This is a genomic window from Microbacterium oxydans, from assembly GCF_900095745.1.
Lineage (GTDB): Bacteria > Actinomycetota > Actinomycetes > Actinomycetales > Microbacteriaceae > Microbacterium > Microbacterium oxydans_B.
In genome coordinates this window covers 259,410-285,731 of record NZ_FMIR01000015.1, presented here as the reverse complement: position 1 = coordinate 285,731, position 26,322 = coordinate 259,410, and the positions used below count along the sequence as shown (strand labels likewise).

Below are 26,322 nucleotides of genomic sequence, written 5' to 3'. Positions count from 1 at the left end.
TCGTGCAGGCAGCACCCCGCGGGTTGCGGCTGGAACATCTTGCTGATGGCGCCTTCGTCGGAACCTCCACTCCTCGACTCAGCTGGCGCTGGGCGGAAGGATCGGCGACGCCGCTGCGCTCGCAGGTCGAAGTGGAGCTCGGGCACGGCCCCGACGTGCGAACGATCGAGGGGGCTCGGTCGTCCCTGATCGAGTGGCCGTTCGCCCCGCTCGGCTCCCGCGCGCGCGGAATGCTGCGGGTGCGGGCCGAGGCCGACGGGGGTTGGGGGCCCTGGTCGGACCCCGTCTCGTTCGAGACCACCTTGTTGGAGGCGGATGACTGGAATGCCGTTCTCATCGAACCCGTCGGCGTGGGGGGTCTCGATGAGCCGGCCCCTGTCTTCTCGACGGCATTCGAGACGGGTGACGTCGAGTCCGCCCGTCTGTACATCACGGCACACGGTGTCTTCGAAGCAGAGATCAACGGCGATCGCGTCGGCGACGAGATTCTCTCGCCCGGTTGGACGGCGTACCGATCGCGTCTGCGCTTCCTGACGTATGACGTGACGACCCTGCTTCGGAGCGGTCAGATGAACTCGATCGATGTGCTGGTCGGGAACGGATGGTTTCGCGGGAGACTCGGATGGTCCGGAGCCCGGGCGTACTATGGCGCCTCCCTCGGTCTCATCGCTCAGCTGGAGGTGACGAGGCCCGATGGGTCGCGGGACACATTCGCGACCGGGCCTGATTGGGCCGTTCGGGAGAGTCATGTGATCGCCGACGACCTCTACGACGGCGTCGAGGTCGACCTCCGGCCCCGACCGCCGCGGACGGCTTCCGTGAGAGTCGGGCCGGAGATCCGTCGCGTTCTGTTTCCTTCCTTCACTGCTCCGATCAGAGAACTGGCGCGTCTGGCGCCGGTCGAGGTGCGCAAGACGGGCGACGGTGCAACACTTGTGGATTTCGGCCAGAACTTCACCGGATGGGTGTCGTTGCGCGTCGCCGGCCTGGCGAGCCGCAAGATCGAGATCCGCCACGCCGAGATCCTCGTCGATGGTGCTCTCGCGACCGAGACGCTGCGCACAGCCCGCGCTCTCGACACCTACGTCCTCGCCGCAGACGAAGCCCGCACTCTCGAGCCGAGGCTGACCTTCCACGGCTTCCGCTACGCCGAGATCCGGGGCGCGGATCTCGAGTCGATCCACGACATCGTGGGCGTGGTCATCGGTTCCGATCTGGAGCGTACCGGTTGGTTCCAGTGCAGTGACGAGCGAGTGAACCGGCTCCACGACAACATCGTGCGCAGCGCTCGCAGCAACCTCATCGATGTGCCCATCGACTGCCCGCAGCGTGACGAGCGCCTGGGGTGGACGGGCGACCTGCAGCTGTTCGCGCCCGCGGCCAGCTTCCTCTTCGACATGGCTGCGATGCTCGACAGCTGGCTGACGGATCTCCGCTGTGAGCAGCATCCGGACGGGAGCGTCCCCGCAGTGATCCCGGACGTCATCGGCGAACTGATCGCTCCCGGCGCCGCCCGCGGTGCCGGCTTCTCCGACGCTGCGGTCATGGTGCCGCTCGCCGCCTATCGCGCCTATGGCGATGCCCGGCTCGTGGAGCAGCAGTGGGAGAGCGCGCGCCGGTGGGTTCGTCGGGCGCTGGAGGCGGCAGGCGAGGACCGCATCTGGGAGGGCGGCTTCCAGTGGGGAGACTGGCTCGATCCCAGCGCACCGTCCGGGGACCCTTCGCAGGGCAGTACCCCCGTCGACCTCGTCGCGACCGCAGCGCTCGCGCGCACCGTCGAGGCGTTGTCCGAGCTGGCATCCGTCGCGTCTCCCGATGACGTCCCCGCGCTCCGTGATGAGCACAGCCGGCTGCTCTCGGCATTCACGAAACGCTATGTCACCCACGACGGACTCGTTCTCGGCGACTCTGTCAGCGCATACGTTTTCGCGATCCGCCTAGCCGCTCTCGATCCGCAGCAGCGACTGCGGGCGGCCGAACGCCTCATCTCACATCTGCGCGGTCGCGGCTACCGAGCCTCGACAGGCTTCTTGGGTACTGCGCAGGTGCTCGACGCGCTCGACGATATCGGGGCTTCCGATATCGCGATGCGGATGTTGCTGACGGATCGGATGCCGTCGTGGCTCGCGCAGGTCCGTCTCGGTGCGACGACGGTCTGGGAGAGGTGGGACAGCCTCGACGACGACGGCGTGGTCAACGATCCGTTCATGACGTCGTTCAACCATTTCGCCCTGGGCTCCGTCGCCGACTGGATCCATCGTCGAGTCGGGGGGCTTGCCCCCGCAGCCCCGGGATATCGCACCGCCCGAATCGCACCGATCCTGACCTCTTCGATCTCCTCCGCATCGGTGCGGCACGAGAGCCCGCATGGCGAGATCTCGGTCGAGTGGGCGCGCGGGAGTGACGGCGTGACGGTCGACATCATCCTTCCTCCGGGCGTCGATGCCGTGGTCGACATCCCCGGGGTTCCGGGGCGGCTCCCCTCTGGACGTCACCACTTCAGGACCGGCACGCCGCAGGCATCGAGCAGAGGAGATGATGCGTCGGCGGACCGGCTCGTCGAAGACGTGTTGGCCGACGAAGATCAGGGAACCCGACTGATCGATTTGCTGGTGCGTCTGGGGATTGCCGACGACGATGACGACGCGTACCGCAGGCTCTCGCCCTACGCGAGCATGCCAGTGCGCGATCTGGCCGATGAGATCGCGCACCCGGCATTTCGCGCGGCCGGCCCCTTCGTGCGCCGCGCGTTCCTTGAATCGCTGGGAGAAGGGCGCCCCGATGTCCGCACGTATTGATTCAGAACTCGCAGCGTTGTACGCGGACTTCCCTCGGCTCGACCTCACAGACATGCCCAGCGTGAGGGCCTTCGAAGGGAAGATCGCGGTCGGCTCTCGTCCGTCGACGGAAGGGGGCATCAGCGAACAGGCGATCGACCTCGAGGTCGCAGGGCGGGCAGTGCCGGCCGTGCTCTTCCGTCACGACGAAGGAAGCGCGCATGCGCTCCTGGTGCACGTCCATGGCGGCGGCTTCGTGCTGGGGTCGGCGACCGATCCGCACACTCGCGCCTGGTGCGCCAGGACGGCACGTGAGACCGGAGCCGCAGTGCTCGCCGTCGATTACCGTCTGGCCCCTGAGCACCCGTATCCGGCGGGGCACGACGACTGTCATGCTGCCACGATCTGGTCGTCCGGACACCGGGAGGAACTGGGAGTGATGGCCGACGCACCGATCATTCTGCACGGGCAGAGTGCGGGCGGCGCGATCGCGGCCGGGGTCGCGCTGCGATTGCGAGACGACGGCCATGACGTCCTGGCCGGCCTGATCCTCGACTGCCCTGTCGTCGACGATCGACTCGAGAGCGCGAGCATGCAGCGATCCGCAGGCGGACCGGTGTGGACCATTGAGGAGGCGACGGTCAGCTGGCGCCACTATCTCGCCCGCAACGAGGGACCTGTGCCGTCGTATGCCGCTCCGGGACGCGCGACTGCTTTCGCCGGATTGCCGCCGACCCTGATCACGATCAACCTGGTCGACGCGCTCCGCGACGAGGCCCTGGAACTTGCGCGGCGGATGGCTTTGGACGAGGTCGACGTCGACCTGCGGATGTACGCGGGATCGCTTCACGGCTCTGCCCTCGTCGGTATGGATGTCGCGGCGGGTGCGGCGATCAATCGTGATCAGTACCTGGCGATCGCGGCTGCGGTGAAAGCCCACAAGCAGATTCGGGAACGAGAGGAACAACGATGACAAGAACACTCGAAGACAAGCGGGTGGTGCTCGGCGCAGACTTCGCCGGGTTCGCCCTCAAGAACGCCATGGCGGACCATCTCCGATCACGCGGCTGGGCGGTGACCGACCTCACCCCCGTTCGTGACGAGCTGCCCATGTATCACCGAGTGGGATTCCTCGTCGGCTCGCAGATAGCCGAGAGGAAGTTCGAGAAAGCTCTCGCGTTCTGCGGTTCCGGGATGGGGATTCACATCGCCGCGAGCAAGTGTCCACACGTGCATGCCGCCGTCTGCGAGAGCGTGGCGTCGGCACGACGCGCGGCCACAGCCAACAACGCCAACCTGCTCGCGATGGGTGCCTTCTTCACGGGTCCGGAGTTGGCGATGGCGATGGCGGATGCGTTTCTCGAGAGCTCACTCGGTGACGGCTACGAGGAGTGGGACGGGTTCGACACCTATCACCGGCTCGGCTATGACGAGTGCGACGCTTTCGACTACGCCGCGTACCGAGCGAACGGCTTCATGGTGGCGGATGCCTCTGTGCCGCGGCTCGGAGCGCAGCCGCGGGGGCTCGCATTCTGACGTCGAGGGGCGATGAGTCGATGACTGATCGAGATTCCGACGCACGAGCGCTCGCGGCGCTTGCACGGAACATCGCCGGACCGCAGCGAGAGTGGGTCATACTCGCCGAGGGGAATGTGTCCGCTCGCGTCGATGCGGTCACCATGCGGGTCAAGGCCAGCGGGGTGCAGATGGGCACGGCGGACGCAGACGACATGGTCGCCGTATCGATCGTGGAGTTGCTCCGACTGATCGACGATCCGCGGGCTGGTGACGCCGACGTGGCGAGGTTTTTCGATCGTGTGCAGGCGGCCGCCGGTCGCAGGCCGTCGGTGGAGGCTTTGCTCCACGCCGTGTGCCTGGATCGAGCGGGCATCGAGATCGTCGGACATGCCCACCCCACGGCGATCCTCGCTCTGCTCTGCTCGAGCGATGCCGGACTGCTCGCCAGAGGCAGCCTTTTCCCCGATCAGATCGTCGTGCTCGGCAGTGAGCCGATGTTCGTCCCCTACGTGGATCCCGGGCTCGAGCTCGCGCGCACGGTTCGACGGCTGCTGAGTGCTCGTCGCGACACTCCCCGAATCATGTACCTGCAGAACCACGGCGTCTTCGCTCTCGGTGCAACCGCAGATGAAGTGGTCCAGATCATTGAGATGGCGGTCAAGTGCGCCTCGGTCGTCCTGGGAGCGCTGAGCGCAGGCGGGCCACGATTCCTCGAGCCGACCGATGTGGCTCGGATCGATGAAAGGCCTGACGAGATCTTTCGGCGGGAAGCGCTCGCGGTCGCGCGCCCCCGCGCCTCCTGGGAGCAGAGCGGATGAGAGGGGGCTACGTCGTCGCCGTCGATCTGGGCGCGACCAGCGGCCGCGTGATCGTTGGTCGGGTCGGCCCGGCGACGCTCGAGACCAGAGTGATCTCGCGGTTCGCGAACAGACCCGTACGCGCGGCCGATGGGCTGCATTGGGACCTCTCCGGTCTGTACGGCGAGGCGCTCGACGGTCTGCGCAGGGCGTTCGCGGTGATGCCTGACATCAGGAGCGTCGGCGTCGACTCCTGGGGTGTCGACTACGGGCTTCTTCGCGGAGCGAGTACGTCGCGGGCGCGCCTGATCGGCGCCCCGTTCCACTACCGAGACGACCGCACGGCGCGTGGCGTCGCGCGTGTGCATCAGCGGGTGGCGCCGTCGGAGCTCTTTGCGAGGAACGGCCTACAACTGCTTCCGATCAACACGATCTACCAGGTGGCTGCAGAGGCCGACGAATCTCTCGAGCTCGCGGACGCGCTGCTGTTCATCCCCGATATCGTCGGCTTCTGGCTGACGGGGGTCGCACGCTCCGAACGGACCATCGCCTCGACGTCTGGTCTGCTGAACGCGATCAGCCGCACCTGGGACGAGGGCCTGCTCGAGATGCTCGAACTGCCGCGTGTGCTGATGCAGCCACTGATCTCGCCCGGCGAGCGACTGGGTATGTTGTCGCCGACGGTGGCCCAGTCGCTCGGTGCCCCCGACGGGGTGAGCGTGACGGCGGTCGGTTCGCACGACACGGCGTCGGCGGTGCTCGCGGTCCCGATGCGGCCCGAAGCCGCCGCCTACATCTCCTGCGGCACGTGGGGTCTCGTCGGAGTCGAGTTGGAGCGTCCCGTGTTGACGCTGGCGGCGCTGGCGGAGAGCTTCACGAACGAAGGCGGCGTCGACGGCCGTGTGCGGTTCCTTCGCAACATCATGGGACTCTGGCTGCTTTCCGAAGCCCTCCGCACCTGGGGCGGCGTCGGGAGCTCGATCGATCTTTCGACGCTGTTGGGCGCGGCTGCCGAGGTCACCGTCGATGTTCCGGTCTTCGATGTCCACGATGCGCGGTTCCTTCCGCCTGGCGACATGCCCGCGCGGATCGACGCCTGGTGTGATGAGCATGGCGTCCCTGCGCCTCGCACTCGCGCCGAGTACGTCCGCAGCATCATCGAGTCGCTTGCACAGGCGTTCGCGGATGCTGCCCACGCTGCCGGTCGCGTCGGCGGCGTCGACGTGAGGACAGTCCACATAGTGGGGGGAGGAGCCCTCAATGAGCTCCTCTGCCAGCGGATTGCCGATCGTGCGGGGCTTCCCGTCTTCGCCGGCCCTGTCGAGGCGACCTCTCTGGGCAACATCCTCGTCCAAGCGCGCGCGGTCGGTCTCGTATCGGGTTCGATCGACTCCCTCCGCGATCTCGTTGGGCGGACGCACATCCCTCGCCGTTATGAGCCGGTTTCCCATCGCAGACGGGAACGTTTGCGTTAACGATCCTATTTCTGGTAGACCTGTTGTGCGCTCGCTCGCCGCGTGTGCTTCAAAGACGAAGGACTGTGAGGATCAATGATGTATCCCATTCGCCTGTCGGTTTCGTCGATCGCCGGTGCGCTGCTGCTCAGTGCGTCCGTCGGTGCGATTGGCTCGCCGGAGCCCGCTCATGCCTTCGCCTGCTCCGTGGTCGATTTCGGAGCGGTCGCCGGTGACGGCATCGACGACACCACCGAGATTCAGGCTGCGCTCGATGCCGGGTGTGGTCCGGTCGATCTTCCTGCCGGGGCGTACCTGATCTCTGCCACGCTCACGGTTCCCTCGGGCGGTGGCATCGTCGGCCCCGGCGTCCTGCACCAGACCGCAGACGTCACGACCATCCTCAACAGCAACACTGCAGCCGGCAACAGTGACATCACCCTCGACGGGTTCGTGATCGACAAGAATTTCGTCGACAACTCCCTCGCCGACGGCATCCGGATCGAACGCTCGACAGACATCGTCGTATCGGGAGTGGAGATCATCGGGATCAGTGCGAGATCGGGAATCGAGCTGTTGCTGTGCGACACGTTCGCCGTCTCCGACAACTATCTTCACGACTACTCGGCCACCGCGACCGGAGTGCTCGGCGACGGCGACCCCGTCTCGATCGACTCGATCTACATCCGCAGTTCCGACAACGGCACGGTCTCCGGGAACCGGATCGAGGACATGGATGCCGGTCCATCGCTCCAGACCGACGGCATCTTCGTCTCCAATGCCGTAGGTGTTCACGTGACCGACAATGAGATCCGCAACGTCGGTGAAGGGATCGACCTCGGCAACACCGAGGACGTTCTCGTCGACTACAACCTCATCGAAGATGCTCAAGCTTTCGGCCTCAAGGTCGGCAACGGCTCGATCGACAGCACATTCGCGTACAACACGGTGGCCCGCGCTCAGATGTCCGGCGTCGTGGTCTTCGGAGGCGCTTCGACTGTCGCGGGTAACGGCCCCACCGAGAACATCACGGTCGACCGCAACGTGATCACCGATACCGGTTCGGATGGGACGGCGGGGCACCCGTTCCCCGGCAGCGCGCGCGCTGGTGTCTATGTCACCGGCGATCGACCGTTCTGGGCGCCCGTTGCCGGCACGATCATCACTGACAACCAGATCACGGACACCCAGACCGTCCACACGATGCAATTCGGGATCCTCGTGGATGAGTACACCGTCGGCACAACCTATGTCGACAACACGATCTCCGGCCACACGGTCGAAGGCCTCAGGGACCTCTCGTAGGTCCGCGACGGACCGGATCGACGGCGCATGTCGGTCCTCAACAGATCGCCGGCGCCGAGCCGGTGAGAGAAGGAGCCAACAATGATGTTCGCCCGCACACAGAAGCACATCTGGCGGACGGTGATCGCCGCATTCGCAATGTCGGTGTTGGCTGTTCCCGCTGCTCACGCGAGTCCCTCGTGCTCGGTCACCTCGCATGGGGCGATCGCCGACGACAGCATCGACGACACTGCGGCGATTCAGGCGTCTCTGTCGTCGGGATGTGGCGTGGTGTCGCTGCCCAAAGGGACCTACATCGTGAGCGATACGCTGCGCGTGCCGAGCGGAGGGGGCATCAAGGGATCGGGCACGCTTCGGCAGACGGCGGATGTCGTGACGATTCTCAATGCGGACACCGTCAACGGAGACTCGGACATCACCCTTGACGGCTTCAAGATCGCGAAGGACTTCGTCAACAACTCGCTGGCGGACGGCCTCCGGCTCGAGCGCGTGAACGGTGCGACGGTCAAGGGTCTCGAGATCACGGGTATCAGTGCCCGATCGGGCATCGAGCTGCTCCGCTCCAGCGACTTCACCATCACTCGCAATCACTTGCACGGGTACTCCGCCGATCAGACCGGCGCCCTCGCCGACGGGGACCCGATCTCGATCGACTCCATATACGTGCGGCTGTCGAGTGGTGGCACCGTGTCGCACAACCGGATCGAGGACATGGTCGGCGGGCCCGGTCTTCAATCCGATGGCATCTTCGTCACCGGTGACGACGTCGTGGTGGAGTACAACGTCATCAGGAACGTCGGCGAGGCCGTCGACGTCGGTGCTGCCGACAACGTCACCGTCCGATACAACCGAGCGACCGACATCTCGGGCTGGGGATTGAAGATCGGCAACGGCTCCAGTAACAGCGTCATCACCCGCAACTACGTGGAGCGTGCCCAGCTCGCCGGAATCGTCGTGTTCAATGGCGCGTCGACGATCGCAGGCAACGGCCCTACGGAGAACATCGAGGTCAGCTTCAACACGATCCTCAACACGGGTTCACAAGACAAGACGACTCACGCCATCCCCTTCATTCCGCGAGCGGGCATCTCCCTGCACGGATACCTGAGTGCATGGGCCCCGGTAGCCAACAGCGTCGTGAAGAACAACGTGATCATCGACACCTACCGGCCGCACCGCATGGAGTACGGCATCTGGGAGGATCTGAACAACGTCGACAGCACGATCTCGAACAACGTCATCATCGGAGCAGCGAAACAGCAGATCCGGGACGATGTGACGCCGTGGTGCACCGATTCGACCTGTGAAGAGTACTGAATCCCGCGCGATGACAGCGTGAGCGCCCGGTTGAGGGTGGTCGGATTCCGTTCGGCCACCCTCAACCGGAACTGATCCGCGCGGTCGCTCGCGCAGTCGTTCCTGCAATCGATACATAGACGTGTCGGTCCCGACACCCCGTCCGCAACGATGCGGCCAATCGAAAATGGAAGGAAACACCTCGTGGTCATACAAAGGACAAGGAAGTCCATCGGAACAGCCGTCGCGGGAGCAGTTACCGTGGGCGCTCTCGTCGTCGTCGGATCCTTGCTTGCACCCGCTGCCCCTGCGGCGGCGGTCACCCTCGACCTCAAGTCGGATTTCGGCGCGGTCGGCGACGGCGTAGCCGATGACACGGCGGAGATCCAGGCTGCACTCGACGCCGGGGAACGGGTTGACGTGCCCGCCGGCACCTACCGAGTTACCGGCAATCTGACCCTGACCACGAGTTCGTGGCTTCGCGGCGTCGGGGCCACGTCGGTGATCGACGTCGAAGGCGACTACGAGTTCTTCGGTGACGGAGCGGACAACGTCTCGCTCACCACGATGAAGATCAAGCGATCAGTCGGGGCGAACACGGCGACCAAGAGCCTGATTCGACTCTGGCGTTCGTCGGGTGTCACGTTCGACGGGCTCACCATCACGGGCACAAGGACGACGTCTCCGACGATCTCCGTGCTCGGTCGCTGGGAAGACACCTCTGACGCCAACACCTGCTCCGATATCCGCATCACCAACAACAACATCCAGGACTATCAACGCATCGAAGCGGGAGGCCTTGGCGCGGGCTCGGGGCAGGGCATCAAGGGCACTGGCGTGCTGCTGGGGCATTGCAAGGTGTTCGATGTCTCAGGCAACACGGTCATCGAGAACCAGCGGTTCATCGGCCCGACAGACAGCTATCAGAACTTCCAAGGCGCGGGCATCACGGTAGCGAGCTCGAAGTACGGGGTTGTGTCTCAGAATCATGTCAACTATGCCGGGCAGGGCATCGATATTGGAGGCGGCTACAACGTGCCCGACCGCTCGACGGATGACACGAATCAGGACACTACGGAGGGGTTCCGCGGGTCGACCTTCGTCTCGGTGCATGACAACCTGATCGAAGACATCTACGGACCGGCGATCAAGCTCGTCAATGGAGCCACAGGGAATTCGATCACGGACAACGTGATCGAGAACCCCGGTCTTACCGGCGTGTGGATCACTGCCGGCAACAGTGCTGCGAAGGACCTCTCGATCACCCGGGAGAACATCATCAGCGGCAACACGATCACCGACCCGGGTACGGGACCCGGCGGGGCCGCGTGGCTTCAGGATGCCGCCGGTTCGGGCATCGTCTTCGAAATCGTGAACCCGAACGGCCCCTACGTCAATGCTGATCCGCGACCCCGATACAACACGGTGACACGGAACACGATCACGAGCACCACGGGCGACATGCCGTACGGGATCACGGACGCGGGAACGCAGAGCGAGACGGGGCAACAGTACGCGTACAACAACTACATCATCTCCAACTCCATCTCCGGGTGGTCCCTGGCCAGGGACAGCATCGATCCGGCGCGGAACTTCGCTTTCAATCAGTAGTCAGCACCGGGACCGGCCTCGAGGGGCCGGTCCCGGTGACCAAATAACCTGGGCCGACCAAAACAGGTAACGATTGCGTTAACGATTGCGGAATCGTCGGACCTGTCCTATCGTTGGCCCGGTTGCCGCAGCGGCAGATATCGTCCGATGGCTCGAAGGAGAGCACATGACCGGCTCAGAGAAGAACTCCGCACGAAGCAAGCCCCTCACCGCCGCCCTCGCCGGCATGCTTGCGCTGACACTCGTCACTCTTGCACCGGCCCCAGCGATCGCCGATACAGCCTGCGACGCAGCCGGATCGGGAGCCGTGCCCGACGACGGCGTCGACGACACCGCCGCCCTCCAAGCCGCGCTGTCCTCCAGATGCGGCGTCGTCGCGCTCGACTCAGGGCGATATCTGCTCAGCGACACCCTGCGTGTCCCCGGAGGCAGCGGTCTCTCAGGCGCTGCGACCCTGCACCAGACTGCCGATGTGGACACCATCCTCAATGCCGATCCGGCCGGTGGGGATGCCGACATCACTCTCGAGGGCTTCGTCCTCGACAAGGACTTCGTCAACAACTCCATCGCCGACGGCATCCGTCTGGAGAACGTCGACGGACTGCGCATCGACGGGGTCGAGATCACCGGTATCAGTGCTCGGTCGGGAATCGAACTCCTGAACTCTCGCGACTTCACGGTGACCGACAATCATCTGCACGGCTACTCCGCCGACGATCCCGGTATCCTTCCGGACGGCGACCCGATCTCCATCGATGCCATCTACATCCGGATGTCCGACGACGGCCTCGTCGCCCACAACCGCATCGAGGACCTCGATGGTGGCCCGCGCCTGCAGTCGGACGGAATCTTCCTGACCGGCGACGACGTGATCGTCGAACACAACGTCATCCGCAATGTCGGCGAAGCCATCGATCTCGGTGCCGCCGAGAACAACGCCATCCGATTCAATCGAGCCACGGACATCTCCGGGTGGGGCCTGAAGATGGGAAACGGCTCACGAAACAACGAGATCACCGGGAACTACGTCTTGCGGGCTCAACTCGCGGGAATCGTCGTCTTCAACGGGGCATCATCGATCGCTGGCAACGGACCGACCGAGAACAACTCCGTGACGTTCAACACCGTCGTCAACGCGGGCTCGCAGGATCGCACGACTCATCCGTTCCCGGAGATCCCTCGCGCCGGCATCTCGCTGCACGGCTACCACTCGGAGTGGGCTCCCGTGACCAACACCCGCGTGGAGCACAACGTCATCATCGACACCTACTCACCTCACCGGATGGAATACGGCATCTGGGAAGACCTCAACAACGTCGGGAACACGGTGAAGAACAATGTGATCGTCGGTGCGCTGAAGGCGAGTTTCCGCGACGACACCACACCGTGGTGCGACGCGACCGGATGCGGGGAGTACTGATGCGCGTTAGGAATCGGCGCCGAAGCAGCGGTCCCGTCGCCGTGATCGCCGTGGCGGTCACAACCCTCGGGCTCGTCGCCGCGGCTCCCAGCGCCTCCGCTTCCGAGGGGACAACGGAGACGTCCGTCAGCGGACGGTACGCCTCGCTCGCCGCGCCGACAACCGTGGATCCGCGTGATTTCGGTGCCGCCGGAGACGGCGCCGCAGACGACACGGCTGCACTTCAGGCAGCCCTCGACACAGGTGGTCTCGTCGATCTCGGGCCCGGCACCTTCCGAGTCACAGGAAACCTCGACCTCCGTGGCGGGGGAGGGATCACCGGCGGTGGCGACTCCACGCTCGTCCTCAACGGGACCAACCGCATCGAGGGCGACTTCCTCTCGGAGGTGCAGCTGACCGGATTCACGCTCCAGCGCGACGAACCGACTCACCTCACCGAAGACGCCGCGATCAAGATCTACCGTTCCGACAACATCACGATCGACGGGATCACGATTCTCGACCACCGCGGACTCAACTCGGCCATCTTCATCGCCGGGCGTTTCGAGGACACCTCCGACCTCACGCCGTGCCATGACGTGGTTGTGCGCAACGTGACAATCCGCGACTATCAGCGCACTACGACCGACGCGGCCGGGGTGATCACGATGGTGAAGGGGACAGGGCTCACGCTCGCGCACTGCAAGGACTACGTCATCGAGAACAACTCCGTGATCGAGACCAAGCGCTTCCTCGACGATGATGACCCCTATACGAACTTTCAAGGTGCGGGTCTGGCGGTCATCAGCAGCATCGACGGAACCGTGCGCAACAATTACGTCGAGCTGGCCGGCCAAGGCATCGACATCGGCGGAGGCAAGAACGTCCCCGATCGTTCTGCCGCGGACATCGCGCAACGGACCGAGCAGGGATACCGGGGAACGCAGCGCTCGATCATCGAGCACAACACGGTGGTGGACATCTACGGTCCCGGGATCAAGCTCGTGAACGATGTCCGAGACAATATCGTCCGGTTCAACACCGTTCGAGCGACAGGCCTGACGGGCATCTGGATCACGGCGGGCACGACGGCCGCAGCAGATCACTCCTCGACTCGAGGCAATGTCGTCGAAGGCAATCACATCGTCGACTCCGGGGGCGGCTTCGGCGCGCAGGCTTGGCGGGAGTTCTGGGGTCCGGATGCCACGACAGGCACCGGCATCATGTTCGAGGGGGCCTTCTCCTTCTTCGCCAACCTCGACCACGACGCACGGCCGCAGGGCAATGTGGTGCGCCACAACACGATCGTCTCGAACTCGGGTCGGATGCCGTATGGGGTATCCGATCGCCACGCTCTGCCAGGCAACCAAGAATCCGGGCTGCCCTCACGCGCGGTGGACAACATCATCGAGAACAATCTTGTCCGTGGCGCGGAGATCAGTGCGTTCGATATCGATCCTGCGCGCAACACACTCATCGAGAGAGGCGACGAGACGAAGCCGACAGCCTCCCTCGTCGATCCGACGACTGCCGGACCCCTCCGCGATCTGAGAATCGAGGTGACAGCGGAAGATGATTTCGGCGTCGGACGTGTCGTCGCCAACATCTATCGCGGGGCGTCGCTCGTCACCAGCACTCAGACGGCATTCGACGGAGCGTCGCGTGCCACCCATGCCGCGGCGCCGGAGCTGGACGACGGGGCTTACACAGTGAGGTACAACGCGCATGACCTGGCGGGAAACGTCTCGGCGACCGGCTCATTCGCCTTCACGGTGGACCGCACAGCACCTACCGTGGTGGTGAAGTCCGGCGTTGGCGAGACGGTCTCTGCAGGGGATGGATATGACCGACTCAGCCTCAAGCTCCACGATGTCGGCCGTATCGACAAGGTGGAGATCAACGGGAAGGTGAAGAACCTCACGGATGACGTCTGGTCGGACGTCAACGGGCTACGCCCCGGCGTCTTCGGCGCTGTCGCAGGTGCTAACGTCCTCGTCGCATACGATCTGGCGGGAAACTCCGTCGAATACGCATTCGTCCTCAACTGATCGACAGCGTCGTATCAGCCGCATCGCCACCGGAATCACGCGTTCCGGTGGCGATGTCGTGATGCAGGATTCGTCCTCCCGCTCGCCGTTACTCCTCCCCTCTGGACAGAGTCCCCTTCTGCCCGATGCGCAGGAAGGCCGTCGGCGTCGCTCGATACGCAGACACGATCACCTCTTGACATCCCCTCCGCTCAGGCATAACGTACAACCAAATGGTTGCACAAAGAGAACTGAGCGAAGCGGAGGTCGACCGTGTCTTCCACGCACTGGCGACGTCGACCCGGCGCGACATCCTGCGCCGGACGATCGAGCGTGAGCAGTCGGTCTCGACCCTCGCCTCCGAATACGAGATGTCGTTCGCCGCGGTGCAGAAGCACGTCGCCGTGCTCGAGGCCGCGAACCTCATCGTCAAGCGCGCCGAGGGACGCGAGCGGCTCGTCCGCGCGAACCCCGAGATGATCGCCCGCGCCAGGGCGCTCCTCGCCCGATACGAAGAGCTGTGGCGGTCGCGCATCGCCCGGCTCGACGACCTGCTGGCCGAGACGCCTCGGTCCGGCGCATCCGACAACAGCGACACCAAGAAGAACGAGCAAGGAGACTGAAATGCCTGTCACCGACGTCACCACCGATGCCGACAACCTCACGATGACCGTGGTCGCCGACTTCGCCGCCCCCATCGAGCGGGTCTGGAGCGCCTACAGCGATCCGCGCCAGCTCGAACGCTTCTGGGGTCCTCCCGGATGGCCGGCCACCTTCACCGCCTGGGACCACACCGTCGGCGGACGCGCGGTCTACTCGATGAACGGCCCCCGTGGCGAGAAGTCATCCGGATCGTGGGAGTTCCTCTCGATCGATGCGCCGAACGGCTTCGAGGTGATCGACTCCTTCGTGGACGAGTCCGGCAAGCCACTCGAGGGCTTCCCCGCGCAGCGGATGTCGTTCTCGTTCGAGCCCACCGCCGAGGGCACCCGCATGGTCACGACCAGCCACTTCGACTCGGTCGATGCACTCGAGCAGGTCGTCGAGATGGGCCAGGTCGAGGGCATCAAGATGGCGATGGCGCAGCTGGATGCCGTGCTGCAGGACCTCCGCGACTACGCGCAGGGCAAGGGCACCCGGGTGGAGCTGCTCGACGACACCCACGTGCGCATCACCCGTCTGGTCGAAGGGCCGCGTGAGCTGGTCTGGCGCGCGCACTTCGAGCCCGAGCTCATCCGCAAGTGGATGCTCGGCCCCGACGGCTGGGAGATGACGGAGTGCGTCGCCGCCACCGAGGTCGGCCAGTCGTATCGGAACTCCTGGGCGCCGGTGGGCGACACGGAGGGGGAGCCGTTCGGCTTCGAGGGGGAGGCGCTCCTGATCGACGCCCCGCGCCGCGCGGTCACCACTGAGCGGATGCAGGGCATGCCGACCGAGACCCTCAACGATCTGAACCTGTACGAGGAGGACGGCGCGACCCTCGTCACGGTGCTCATCGAGTACCCCGACAAGGAGACGCGCGACATGATCCTCGCCACCGGCATGGCCGACGGCATGGAGTCGTCGTTCGCTCGCCTGGAGCGGGAGCTGCTCGCCGTCTGACCGCGGCGTCGCGTTCACAACTCAGGAAACCGGCCGGTCCGCCCAGGGATCGGCCGGTTTGCGAGTTCCGACGGAAAGCCTTCCTGAGTTGCTCACCGCACGGGTGACGACACCTGCCAAGCGGGGTGGGTCGGGTGCGGGCGGGCTCCGGACCGGTCGCGCGACAGACGCTCCCGCAGCGTCTCCCCGTCGCGATAGCTCGATCGGGCGAGGCCGCGTCGCCGCAGCTCCGGCACGGCGAGCTCGATGAAGTCGCGCGCCGACTCGAAGCTCACATCCTGGCTCAGGTTGAAACCGTCGAGGTGGGCATAGTCGGCGATCTGCTCGAGCCGGGTGGCGACCTGCACCGGGTCGCCGACGATCGACCAGTCACCTGCGATGCCCTTCCGTGAGCTCGCCGCCTTCGCGACGAGCTCGCCGACCGTCTGCCCCGGACGCCACTCCCGGATCAGCAGCCGGTACCCGTGATCCTCGCGTCGGATGATGTCTTCGACGAGCTCCGTCGGCTCGTAACGACTCAGGTCGGGGGTGCGGGCAGGTTGCGTGAGAGCCTCCCGGGGTGTGCGATATCGGGCGTAGTCCGCTGCCTTCTCGCGCGCAGCCTGCTCGGTTTCCGCGACGACGACGTGCGCGCCCGCGAGGAAGGAGATCGTGTCGGGATCGCGGCCGAACTCCGCCGCCTGCGCGCGGATCGCGTCGACGTTCGCACGGATGTCGTCGAGGGTCGATCCACCGACGAACACGACCTCCGCGTGCTTCGCCGCGAAGGAGAGCCCCCGAAGCGAGCTGCCAGCCTGGAAGAGCACGGGCACGCGCTGGGAGCTGGGTGCAGTGAGGCTGGGGCCGGCCACGCGGAACCGAGAGCCGACATGGTCGATGTAGCGCACGGCGTCCGGCTCGGCGTAGACGCGCCGGTCGCGGTCGGCGGTGATCGCGTCGTCATCCCACGACTGCAGCAGCAGGCGATACACGACTTCGAGGAACTCGTCGGCGATCTCATACCGGGCGTCGTGCTCGATCTGATCTGCGAGACCGAAGTTCCTCGCCGCGTTCGTGAGGTACGAGGTGACGATGTTCCAGCCGATGCGCCCATTCGACAGGTGATCGAGCGTGGCGAGCCGTCGCGCGAACGTGAAAGGAGGCTCGTAGGTCGTCGAGAACGTCGCGACCAGCCCGAGGTGGTCGGTGGCGTCCGCGAGCGCGCCCAGCACGATGAGGGGATCGAGCGCCGGGATCTGGAAACCTTCCCGCACGGCGGTGCCGAGTCCGTCGTCGAACACGTCGTACGCGCCGAGCACATCGGCGAGGAACAGCTCGTCGAACGTTCCGTACTCGAGCAGGGAGCCGAGCTCTCGCCAGAACCCGATGTCGGCGACGCGGTGACGCTGATCCAGCGGGTGCGTCCACAGCCCGTGCGACAGGTGCACGGGAGATGCCATCTCGAACAGGCTCAGGACGAGAGGCCGATCACGCTCGCTCACGCGGTGCCCTCGCTCTCCGAGACGGTCGCACTTTCGTCCGCGGCACCGTCCGCGGCATCATCGGTCGCAGCATCCTGCACGGCATCCGTTCCGCTCTCCCGCACCTCACGCTCGGCGAACGGATCGGGCAGTGCATCGAAGAGCACCCGGTGCCCGACCGCGCGCTGTCGCGCGGCGATCGGGTTGTGCACGCCGATCGTCCGGGCGTTGCGCCAGTGCCTGTCGAGCGCTCGGCTCTGCGCGACGGATGACGATCCGCCGACGTCGAAGACATCCGTGGTCACCGACAGCACCAGGGGGATCACGGCGATCTGCGCCGAGTAGGCGGCAACGTCGGCCGCCTCGAAGGGCTCCCTCTCCGAGACGCCGTCCAGCGCTGCGCGGTACGCATCGTCGATCCGCTGCGCGGCGTGCAGCACGGCAGCCTCGGCCGCGAAGGCGGATCCCGCAGCTCTGCCGAGTACGGCCTGCGACAACGGGTCGTCCTGCGCCGCCGCCCCGCTGAGCAGTGGTCTCGTGCGAGAGCGCACGTAGTCCGCGGCATCGTCGACGGCCGCATGCCCGATGCCGGCCACCACGGCGAGAAGGAAGAGCTGGTAGAAGCCGGAGATGTAGCTCCGGTCGCGCGCTCCGGGCGAGTACACCGTGAGGTGTGCGGAATCGACCACGACCTCCGAGAAGGCGGTCGTCCCGGTTCCGGTCAGGCGCTGGCCGAACCCGACCCAGTCGTCGTGGATCGTGACGCCGGGGGCATTCAGCGGAACCGCGATGGTGGCGTGATGGTCCTGGTATCGCGCGGTGACGTTCGCCCAGTCCGAGAAGATCGTGCCCGTGCTGTAGTACTTCTCACCGTTGAGCACGAGGGTGCCGTCATCCTTCTCGGTGATGACGGTGTTGCTCTCGGTCGGCGCCCCGCTGCCCGGCTCACTCTGTGCATTGCCGACGACCACGCCGGCGACGGCCTGCTCCCCCCAATGCCGGCGGTACTCCGGATCCTCATGCGTGAGTCGCACCTCGAGGAAGGCGAAGTGTCCGCGCCAGATGTGGGCGACGTTGGAGTCGGCTCTGGCGAGTTCGATGAGCAGACGGAAGAGGTCCACCGCGGATGCCCCATCGCCGCCGTACTCCTCGGGCACGCGGACAGCCCCGAATCCGGCATCCCGCAGCAACCGGATCTGTTCGAAGGGGAGCGTGCGGTTGATCTCCCGGTCCGTCGCGCCGGAGGCGATCTCGGCGAACACCGGACGGAACCGTTCGGCGAGGCGCTGGTAGGTGCTGACCGGTGCGGTCGATGTGGGGGCGGTCATATGGTGCTTCCAATCGTGGGGGAGATGGGCGGGGGAGCGCCGTGGATACGCGGGATAGCCGCGAGGAGCTCTTTCGTGTAATCGGCCTGCGGGCGGTCGAAGACGTTCGACACCGAGTCGTGCTCGACGACCTTGCCGTTCTTCAACACGAGCACTTCATCGCTGATCGCGTTCACGACGCCGAGATCATGCGAGATCAGCAAGAGGGCGACCTGCGTCTCCTGCTGGATGCGGACGAGGAGATCGAGGATCTGCGCCTGGATCGACACGTCCAGAGCCGACACCGGCTCGTCGCCGACGATGATCGTCGGTTCCAGAGCGAGAGCGCGGGCGATCGCGACGCGCTGGCGCTGTCCACCGGACAGCTGCAGCGGTCGCCGATCGAGCAGCTGCGCGCTCAGCTCGACGTGGTCGAGAAGCTCACGGACGCGCAGCCGACGGCCGGTGCGATCGTGGCGACCGAGCACCCCGACCGCCTCGGTCAGGATCCGATCGATCGAATGCCGGGGATCGAATGAGCTCAGCGGGTCCTGATACACGGCCTGGATGCGCTGACGGAGAGCGGATCGCTCGCGTCGCTCGACATCCGCCCAGCGGGTGCCGACGACTCGGACCTCTCCGGTATCCGCTCTCTCCTGGCCCAGCAGGATGCGGCCCGCCGTGGTCTTGCCCGATCCGGACTCTCCAACAAGCCCCAGCGTGCGACCCGGGTGCAGGGCGAAGGAGACATCGTCGAGCGCCCGCAGCTCGGATCCGCCCGGAAGGCGGAACGTGCGGCTGATGTGGTCCACTTGCGCCACGGCGACGGAGGCCGAGGGGCCTGGCCCGGTTTCGGGTGCGGCACGATCCACGACGGTCGCGGCCCGCCGTGGGCGGTGTGAGGGGATCGAGGCGATGAGCCGGCGGGTGTAGGGGTGTTCGGCTGCGGCGAACACGTCGGCGGTCGTGCCGGTCTCGACGATCCTTCCGTCCTTCATCACGATCACGCGGTCGGCGATCTGCGAGACGACGGCGAGATCGTGGGTGATCAACAGGAGCGTGCGCCCCTGTTCCTTGAACTGTTCGAGCAGGCGGAGGATCTGCGCCTGCACGGTCACATCGAGCGCGGTCGTCGCTTCGTCGAGGATGAGGAACGGCGGCCGTGCCGCGATGGCACTGGCGATCAGGGCACGCTGGCGCAGGCCGCCGGAGAGCTCGTGGGGGCGCTGGTGGCGTCTCAGCTCCGGCTCGGGCACTCCCACGTCTCGGAGCAGCGCGTGCACTTCCTCGCGCCGACGCGAGGCGTCCCATGCGAAGTGCTCGCGCAGCGGCTCCTCGATCTCCCGGCCGATCGTCCGGAGGGGGTCCAGCGAGACGAGCGCGTCCTGGAGGACGAACCCGATCTCGCCTCCGCGGATGCCGCGCCAGGTGCGCTTCGAGGCCGTCCGGAGATCGTGGTCGCCGAAGCGCAGCGTACTCGCGCTCACGCCGCTGTCCGGGCCGGTGAGCCCGACGAGCGTGCGTGCCGTGACGCTCTTGCCGGAGCCGGATTCGCCGACGATCGCGAGGGTCTCGCCGGCGTCGATCGAGAACGAGATCCCGTGGACGACGTCGAGGCGATCCGCGTGGCCCCCGAACGCGATACGCAGGCCGGCGACTTCGAGAAGGGGTCGGCTCATCGCTTTCCCTCCAGACGTCGCTGCAGTGTCCGGCCGATCGTGGTCGTGGAGACGACCAGAGCGGTGATCGTCAGCCCGGGGAAGATGCCGTACCACCAGGCTCGCTCGAGGAAGTTGCGTGAGATCGACAGCATCGATCCCCACTCCGGGGTGGGGGGTGCGACGCCGAGACCGAGGAACGTGAGCGCCGCTCCGGCGAGGGTCGCCGTGCCGACGCCGATCGTCGCGAGCACGAGCACCGGGCGGATCGCATTGGGCAGCACATGGTGCAGAGCGATCCGCGTCGGGCTGAGACCGATGCCCCGCGCAGCCTCGACATAGCCCGCGTTGCGGATGGCGAGGGTCTGGCCGCGGACGAGTCGGGCGTAGCTGGGGATTCCCGCGATGCCGATCGCGAGCAGAGTGTTGAGCAGCCCTCCGCCGAAGATCGAGATGATGAGCAGAGCGAGCAGCAGCTCGGGGAACGCGAGCGACACATCGGTCACGCGCATCAGCAGAGCATCCAGGAACCGATTGCCGAGTCCGGCGGCGAGCCCGATCAGGCTTCCGATCCCCAGCGCGATGATCGTCGCGCCGATGCCGAGGAACAGCGCCGGCTGGGCGCCGTAGATGATGCGGCTGAGCACATCGCGTCCGGCTTCGTCGGTACCGAGCAGATGAGCGATGCTCGGCGGCGCGAGGACGTTCGAGGTGTCGGTCGACAGCGGATCGAAGGGGGCGAGGGCGGCGGGTGCGATGGCCGCGACCACGACGACGGCGAAGAAGGCGACGGAGATCCAGAAACCGACCGGGTATCCGCGAAGGGCGCGCCGCCGGGGGCGGTGCTCGTCCACGGGGGTGGTCGGCATCTGCTCGAGGACGAGACTGGGTCGGGCGAGTTCTGTCACGCTCATGCGTGTGCCTCCGTTCGGATGCGCGGGTCGATGAGCGGGTAGAGCAGGTCGACGATGAAGTTGACGCCGACGTAGGCGGTCGCGGCCAGGAGCACGAGTCCGAGAACGAGCGGGACATCGCTCGCGTTCGCGGCCGTCACCAGGACGCGGCCGATGCCCTGCCGGCTGAAGAGCGTCTCCGCGATCACCGCACCCCCGAGCAGGCCCCCGATCAGGAAGCCGGAGAGCGTGCTGAGGGGGATCAGCGCATGGCGCAGCGCGTGACGGAGCCGCACGGTCACCTCGCTCACTCCGCGTGTGCGCGCGGTGATGATGAACGGCTCGTCGAGGGCGTCCTCCAATGCCCCGCGGAAGACCTGGATGAGAGCGGGAGCAGTGCTCAGACCGATCATCAGCGCCGGGAGCACCAGGGTCGCGGGGCCGTCGCTGCCGACGGACGGCAGCAGGTGCAGGGAGTAGGAGAAGATCGTCAGCAGCACGATGCCGATCCAGAATCCCGGTGCCGACAGGAAGAAGATCTCGACGACAGACGAGACACGGTGCGGGATCGGACGCTTCGCGGTGAGCAGCGCGACGGCGACGGTGAGGACGATCGTGACGACCGCTGCTGCTCCGGAGAGCTGCAGCGTCGGGCCGAGCTGCTCCCCGATGATGTCGACGACCGGAAGGTCGCGCTGATACGAGGTGCCGAGGTCTCCGGTGAGAAGCCGTCCGAGGTAAGTGCCGTACTGCACCCAGAGCGGCTGATCGAAACCGTATTGCTCGCGGATCGCCGCTTCTTGATCGGCGGTGAGGCTGACCTCCGCGCCGCCGACGACGGCATAGACCCGGTCTCCAGGGAGCACGTAGAGGGCCACGAAGGCGAGGCTGATGGCGCCGAAGAGCACTCCGATGCCGGCGAGGGCACGCAGCGCCGCATGGCGCAGATACCCGGCCACGTGGTGGGCGGTTCGTGTCGAGGTCATGGGGCTCCGGGGGATGGTCGCCGGCGGAAAGTCAGGAGTGATGGGCACGGGATGCTGCCGGAGGATCGTCGTGTGATCCGGTGGCAGCATCCCGGCGGGGAGCTGACGGGTTCCGGTCAGGAACCTGCGCCCTCCTTCCAGGTGTTGTAGAACCAGAGGTTGCCGTAGGCGCGGTCGAATGCGAGACCGTGCACGCTGTCCTGCGACGAGACCAGCGAGGGGCGGTAGTACAGCGGGATCGAGGGGACGATCTCGGTCAGGCGCTCCTGTGCCTGTGCGTACAGATCCGCGATCTCGTCGGCGTCGGTCGATGCCCGTGCCGCCGCGACGAGTTCATCGAGTTCCGCATCGGCGGTGTTGGTCTGGTTGGTCCCACGGCGCTCAGGCGTCGTGACCTCGGTCGAGCTGTACTTGATGAACAGCACGTCGGCGGTGTTCGTGGTCCAGATGCCGGCGCTGATGTCCTGCTCGCCTGCGGCGACGCGGGCCTGCTGATCTTCGGACGAGAGCAGATCGATCTGCACCTCGACACCGATGTCCTTGAGCTGGTCCTGGACGATCTCGAGGATCTGATTGGCCTGCGTCACGTCGCCCGTCGTGGGGAAGTAGAGCGACAGGCGCTCGCCGTCCTTCGTGCGGAATCCGTCGGAGTCGACCTCGGACCAGCCGGCGTCGTCGAGGATCTCGTTGGCCTGATCGACGTCGTAGGTGAACGTGGCGGTGCTGTTCTCGGCGTAGTTCGGCGTCGAAGGAACGAGGAAGCCGTCCGCCACCGTCCACTGCCCGAACGAGACCGCGTCGATGATCGCCTTGCGGTCGAGACCGGCGAAGATCGCCTGCCGCACCGCCTGGTCGTCGAGAGGAGCATTGTTCTCGTTGAGCCACAGCGAATACGGGTGGCCGGGACGGTCGAACTTGGTGAACTCGAGGCTGTCATTGCTCAGCACCGATTCCACGCTCTGCGGCGGAGTCCAGTCGATGACATCGAAGTCGCCGGCCACCAGGCCGTTGTAGCGCACGCTGTCTTCGGCGACGAAGCTGATCTCGATGCCGTCGAGGTAGGCGGCGCCCGTCCTCCCGGCATCCGACTCCGGCGCCCAGGCGTAGTCGTCGTTGCGCTCGAGAGTGAGGGACTCGTCTGCCCGCCAGTCGACGACCTCGAACGGTCCTGTGCCGATCGGGTGATCGACGATCGTCTCGGGCGCCTCGGTGAGTTGCTTCCCCGAGATGATGCTCAGGTACGCCTGCGAGAGCACGTTGATGAGTGCGGAGTACGGCTCGGAGAGGGTGATCTCCAGGGTCAGGTCGTCGATGGCCTTCGAGCTCTCGTAGGGCCCGAGGTACGACGCCTGCAGCGGCGCCGCCGTCGCAGGATCGAAGATGTGCTCGATGTTCTGCTGCACGACCTCGGCGGTGAGCGGCGAGTCGTCCTGGAACGTGATGTCGGGTCGCAGGTGGATCGTGTACACGCGGCCGTCGTCGGAGAGGTCGTACGACTCGGCCAGCAAGCCCTCGAAGGTGCCGTCCTCCTTCTGCCAGAACAGAGTGTCGAAGATCGCACGGAAGATGAGCGGGTCATTCGAGTTCCCCTGCTGGTGGGGGTCGAGGTTGGTCGGCGCCCAGGCGTTGAGAGCGACCTTGAGTGTTCCTCCCGCTTCGGGCTCGTCACTGTTGGTGGGGCCGGGGGAGCCACCGGTGCTCGTCGAGCAGGCGGCGAGCGTGATGGTGAGCACGGTCGCCGCGATCGCTCCGAGCAACCGATTTCGGGATGCCGTCATGGCCTCTCCTTGCTGTGTGGGGGTCTTGGTGGTGAAACGCTATGTGAGGTGCGAGAACCGGTCGGCGGGGGAGTCGAGGGGTTACCGGCGGTTACGCCGGGTTACCCGCGCCGTCGTTCTGTGTCGCATCGGCGGAGGGTCCAGACCGCTCGGCGGGATCGAGAACCGCCCGGCTCGGGATAAAGTGGCGACACGATGAGGATCACGCGCCGCACTCTGCTCCTCGGCGCCGGAGCCGGCGTCGCTTCGGTGCTTCTCGCCTCCTGCACCCCCGAACCCGCGCCCACGCCGACGCCCACGCGCACCCGCGAACCCGAGCCTCCGCCCGGAGTTCCCGCGCCGGCCGGCAGCGTCCGCAGCACCTGGAGCACCGACCCGTTCGCCCTCGGCGCCGCCAGCTTCACCCCCGTCGGGGTCGTCGCCGGCACCCGCACCGCGCTGGGTCTGCCCATCGATGACCGCGTGTTCTTCGCGGGCGAGGCGACCGATGAGGATGCTCCCGGCACGGTGCGCGGGGCCATCGCCTCCGGTGCGCGCGCCGCGGAGGAACTCATGATCCCGGGCAGCTCCGGCGAGCGGGTCGCCGTCGTCGGCGCCGGCCTCGCGGGCGCCACGGCTGCGGCACTGCTCGCCGAACGCGGCGTGCAGGTGACCGTGTTCGAGGCGCGCGACCGCGTGGGCGGACGCGTCCACTCGCAGGTCGACGACTCGTGGCCGGTGCCGGTGCAGCTCGGCGCCTGGCTCTTCGGCGAAGACGATTCCGAGGTCCTCGATCAGTTGACGAGCGGCGATGTCGGCATCGACGAGCTGACCGGCGAACTCTGGCGCACACCGGACGCCGACATCGACCCGGTCGACCCGCAGCCGTTCACCGCGGCGATGACGACCGCGCAGGCGGCCCCCGAGGATTCCTCGGTCGCCGACGCACTGACCGCGGCGGGCGTCGATCCCGCCGACCCCGCGACCGCCGCCCTGCTCGCGATCCTCGCCACCCGCACGGGAGCCGATGCCGACGCGCTCTCCAGCTGGCTGGCCCCGCCGCTGCCGACCGGTGAGCCGAAGGCAGCCCGCGACGATCTCACTCCGTTCGTGGAGCACGCGCTCGACGGTGTGCAGGTCGGACTGAGCTCCCCGGTCGCTCGCATCGCGTACGACGACTCCGGCGTCAGCGTGCGCCTCGGCACCGGTGAGGCCCTGTCGTTCGACCGGGTCGTCGTGACAGTGCCGCTGGGCGTGCTCCAGAAGCGCAGCATCGAGTTCGATCCGGCGCTCCCGTTCTCGCAGCGCGGCGCTATCGCCGCCCTCGGCATGGGCGCGATCGAGACCGTCTGGTTGCGGTGGGACGAGCCGTTCTGGGAGAACGAGGAGTCGATCTGGCACGCCGTGGGTGCCGATGTGCGGATCCCGACCTGGATCAACCTGCAGCCGACCACCGGCGAGAACGTGCTCGTGGGGCTCGTCGGCGGAACCGCTGCCGCGGACTTCGCGGCGCTCGACGAGAAGGCGGCACTCGAAGCGGCCCTCGCCTCGCTCACGCTCTGGATCTGACCGCCGTCGTCGTCGGCGCCGGTTCCACGGTCGGCGCGCCGTCCGACGCGTCTAGCTCCGCGCGGTCGCCGTCTCCCGCGCGGCTTCCTCCGGCACCTGCTCGCCATCGACGGCGGGCGAGCCGTCCGGTTCGTCGGGGTCGTCGTCCGCATCCGTCCGCAGCCGTCTCGGCAGCGGCATCCGGCTGATGAGCACGAGCACGGTCGAGACCACGGCGAAGCTGCCGAGCGCGATCGCCGCCGACGCGAGGAACTCGAGCGGCCCGCTCACCTGCCGTGGGTCGAGGAAGTAATAGGGGTACCAGCCGATCATCGGCCCGCGGATCATCGTCGCAATTCCCCACAGCACCGGGTAGGCGAGCGTCACCGGGACCACCCGCCACGGCACCGAGCGGTGGCCGGGCGCCAGGGCCCACGCCGCCACCGTCAGCGCCGGCAGCCAGAAGTGCAGCACCTGATCCGACCACGGCACATCGATGCGGATGCCGCGGAGTCCGGCCTGCCAGACGAGGATCGCGAAGACCAGCCCCGCGGTGATCGTCCAGGTCAGCACGAGTGCCAGTGCCACCGTGAGCCACCGCGGATCCCGCGCCGTGCGCAGAGCGATCACCCCCGCGATCGTCAGCAGCACGACGAACGCGATGTTGGACTGGTTGGTCAGGTAGGCGAAGAAGTTCTGGCTCGCGATCGTGTGCGACGCGAGCCCCCAGCTCAGTCGATGGATGAGCGCCACGAGGCAGATGGCGGCAGCGCCGAGGCGGAGCAGGCCGAAGACGGTACGCGCCTTCACCGCTGCGTCACCCGCCTTTTCCTCATCCGCCGAGTCTACGGATCGGACCTCCGAGGTTCCGTCGCGCGGACGCCCGTCCTGTCAGTTGTGGATCCGTGCTGGTGACCCTGTGTCGGC

The 26,322-nt window shown here is 66.5% G+C and carries 20 protein-coding genes; 13 read left to right on the top strand and 7 right to left on the bottom strand.

What is annotated here, in order from left to right; translation table 11 throughout:
• Window positions 1–2 precede the first annotated feature (2 nt).
• The 12 genes from BQ2383_RS09395 (at window position 3) to BQ2383_RS09340 (ending at window position 15,786) form a co-directional block, all read left to right on the top strand.
• Window positions 3–2,798: an alpha-L-rhamnosidase gene (locus BQ2383_RS09395; RefSeq protein ID WP_140403327.1), complete on the top strand. Its 2,796-nt coding sequence runs from the start codon at window positions 3–5 to the stop codon at window positions 2,796–2,798.
• Window positions 2,782–3,750, top strand: coding sequence for an alpha/beta hydrolase (locus BQ2383_RS09390; protein WP_167381583.1), 969 nt, complete (start codon window positions 2,782–2,784; stop codon window positions 3,748–3,750). Before BQ2383_RS09395 ends, BQ2383_RS09390 begins: the two co-directional genes overlap by 17 nt.
• On the top strand, window positions 3,747–4,313 hold the full coding sequence (locus tag BQ2383_RS09385) for an RpiB/LacA/LacB family sugar-phosphate isomerase (RefSeq protein ID WP_091032905.1): 567 nt from the start codon (window positions 3,747–3,749) through the stop codon (window positions 4,311–4,313). The genes BQ2383_RS09390 and BQ2383_RS09385 overlap by 4 nt, the downstream gene beginning before the upstream one ends.
• Before the next feature lie 20 nt (window positions 4,314–4,333).
• Window positions 4,334–5,113, top strand: a complete 780-nt coding sequence (locus BQ2383_RS09380) for a class II aldolase/adducin family protein (RefSeq protein WP_091032903.1) — start codon at window positions 4,334–4,336, stop codon at window positions 5,111–5,113.
• Window positions 5,110–6,567, top strand: coding sequence for a rhamnulokinase (locus BQ2383_RS09375; RefSeq protein ID WP_091032900.1), 1,458 nt, complete (start codon window positions 5,110–5,112; stop codon window positions 6,565–6,567). The genes BQ2383_RS09380 and BQ2383_RS09375 overlap by 4 nt, the downstream gene beginning before the upstream one ends.
• A gap of 75 nt (window positions 6,568–6,642) precedes the next feature.
• On the top strand, window positions 6,643–7,851 hold the full coding sequence (locus BQ2383_RS09370) for a right-handed parallel beta-helix repeat-containing protein (RefSeq protein ID WP_091032897.1): 1,209 nt from the start codon (window positions 6,643–6,645) through the stop codon (window positions 7,849–7,851).
• Window positions 7,852–7,932: 81 nt separating this feature from the next.
• Complete coding sequence (locus BQ2383_RS09365; protein ID WP_091032894.1) at window positions 7,933–9,168, top strand: right-handed parallel beta-helix repeat-containing protein; 1,236 nt, start codon at window positions 7,933–7,935, stop codon at window positions 9,166–9,168.
• 240 nt (window positions 9,169–9,408) lie between these two features.
• Window positions 9,409–10,758 carry a right-handed parallel beta-helix repeat-containing protein gene (locus BQ2383_RS09360; RefSeq protein WP_167381582.1) on the top strand — a complete coding sequence of 450 codons (1,350 nt, stop codon included), beginning with the start codon at window positions 9,409–9,411 and terminating at the stop codon, window positions 10,756–10,758.
• 166 nt (window positions 10,759–10,924) lie between these two features.
• On the top strand, window positions 10,925–12,178 hold the full coding sequence (locus tag BQ2383_RS09355) for a right-handed parallel beta-helix repeat-containing protein (protein WP_091032889.1): 1,254 nt from the start codon (window positions 10,925–10,927) through the stop codon (window positions 12,176–12,178).
• Window positions 12,178–14,205, top strand: coding sequence for a right-handed parallel beta-helix repeat-containing protein (locus tag BQ2383_RS19455; RefSeq protein ID WP_208617647.1), 2,028 nt, complete (start codon window positions 12,178–12,180; stop codon window positions 14,203–14,205). Before BQ2383_RS09355 ends, BQ2383_RS19455 begins: the two co-directional genes overlap by 1 nt.
• A gap of 212 nt (window positions 14,206–14,417) precedes the next feature.
• Window positions 14,418–14,807 carry an ArsR/SmtB family transcription factor gene (locus tag BQ2383_RS09345; RefSeq protein WP_091032883.1) on the top strand — a complete coding sequence of 130 codons (390 nt, stop codon included), beginning with the start codon at window positions 14,418–14,420 and terminating at the stop codon, window positions 14,805–14,807.
• A 1-nt stretch (window position 14,808) separates the two neighbouring features.
• On the top strand, window positions 14,809–15,786 hold the full coding sequence (locus BQ2383_RS09340) for an SRPBCC family protein (RefSeq protein WP_091032881.1): 978 nt from the start codon (window positions 14,809–14,811) through the stop codon (window positions 15,784–15,786).
• A gap of 92 nt (window positions 15,787–15,878) precedes the next feature.
• Here BQ2383_RS09340 and BQ2383_RS09335 read toward each other — a convergent pair whose 3' ends face one another.
• The 6 genes from BQ2383_RS09335 to BQ2383_RS09310 all read right to left on the bottom strand — a co-directional run bounded on the left by BQ2383_RS09335 (window position 15,879) and on the right by BQ2383_RS09310 (window position 23,868).
• A complete protein-coding gene (locus BQ2383_RS09335; RefSeq protein WP_244175961.1) occupies window positions 15,879–17,267 on the bottom strand; it encodes an NtaA/DmoA family FMN-dependent monooxygenase in 1,389 nt (462 codons plus the stop codon).
• Complete coding sequence (locus BQ2383_RS09330) at window positions 17,264–18,574, bottom strand: acyl-CoA dehydrogenase family protein (RefSeq protein ID WP_091032878.1); 1,311 nt, start codon at window positions 18,572–18,574, stop codon at window positions 17,264–17,266. The genes BQ2383_RS09335 and BQ2383_RS09330 overlap by 4 nt, the downstream gene beginning before the upstream one ends.
• Window positions 18,571–20,232, bottom strand: coding sequence for a dipeptide ABC transporter ATP-binding protein (locus BQ2383_RS09325; protein ID WP_091032875.1), 1,662 nt, complete (start codon window positions 20,230–20,232; stop codon window positions 18,571–18,573). Before BQ2383_RS09325 ends, BQ2383_RS09330 begins: the two co-directional genes overlap by 4 nt.
• Complete coding sequence (locus BQ2383_RS09320) at window positions 20,229–21,125, bottom strand: ABC transporter permease (protein WP_091032873.1); 897 nt, start codon at window positions 21,123–21,125, stop codon at window positions 20,229–20,231. Before BQ2383_RS09320 ends, BQ2383_RS09325 begins: the two co-directional genes overlap by 4 nt.
• Window positions 21,122–22,090 (bottom strand): ABC transporter permease, encoded by a 969-nt coding sequence (locus tag BQ2383_RS09315; RefSeq protein ID WP_091032870.1) that lies wholly within the window; start codon window positions 22,088–22,090, stop codon window positions 21,122–21,124. The genes BQ2383_RS09320 and BQ2383_RS09315 overlap by 4 nt, the downstream gene beginning before the upstream one ends.
• Before the next feature lie 116 nt (window positions 22,091–22,206).
• A complete protein-coding gene (locus BQ2383_RS09310; RefSeq protein WP_091032868.1) occupies window positions 22,207–23,868 on the bottom strand; it encodes an ABC transporter substrate-binding protein in 1,662 nt (553 codons plus the stop codon).
• A gap of 195 nt (window positions 23,869–24,063) precedes the next feature.
• Here BQ2383_RS09310 and BQ2383_RS09305 point away from each other — a divergent pair, with 195 nt between their 5' ends.
• Window positions 24,064–25,416, top strand: coding sequence for a flavin monoamine oxidase family protein (locus tag BQ2383_RS09305; protein WP_091032865.1), 1,353 nt, complete (start codon window positions 24,064–24,066; stop codon window positions 25,414–25,416).
• Between the two features lie 51 nt (window positions 25,417–25,467).
• Here BQ2383_RS09305 and BQ2383_RS09300 read toward each other — a convergent pair whose 3' ends face one another.
• Complete coding sequence (locus tag BQ2383_RS09300; RefSeq protein WP_244175959.1) at window positions 25,468–26,205, bottom strand: Pr6Pr family membrane protein; 738 nt, start codon at window positions 26,203–26,205, stop codon at window positions 25,468–25,470.
• Between the last annotated feature and the right edge of the window lie 117 nt (window positions 26,206–26,322).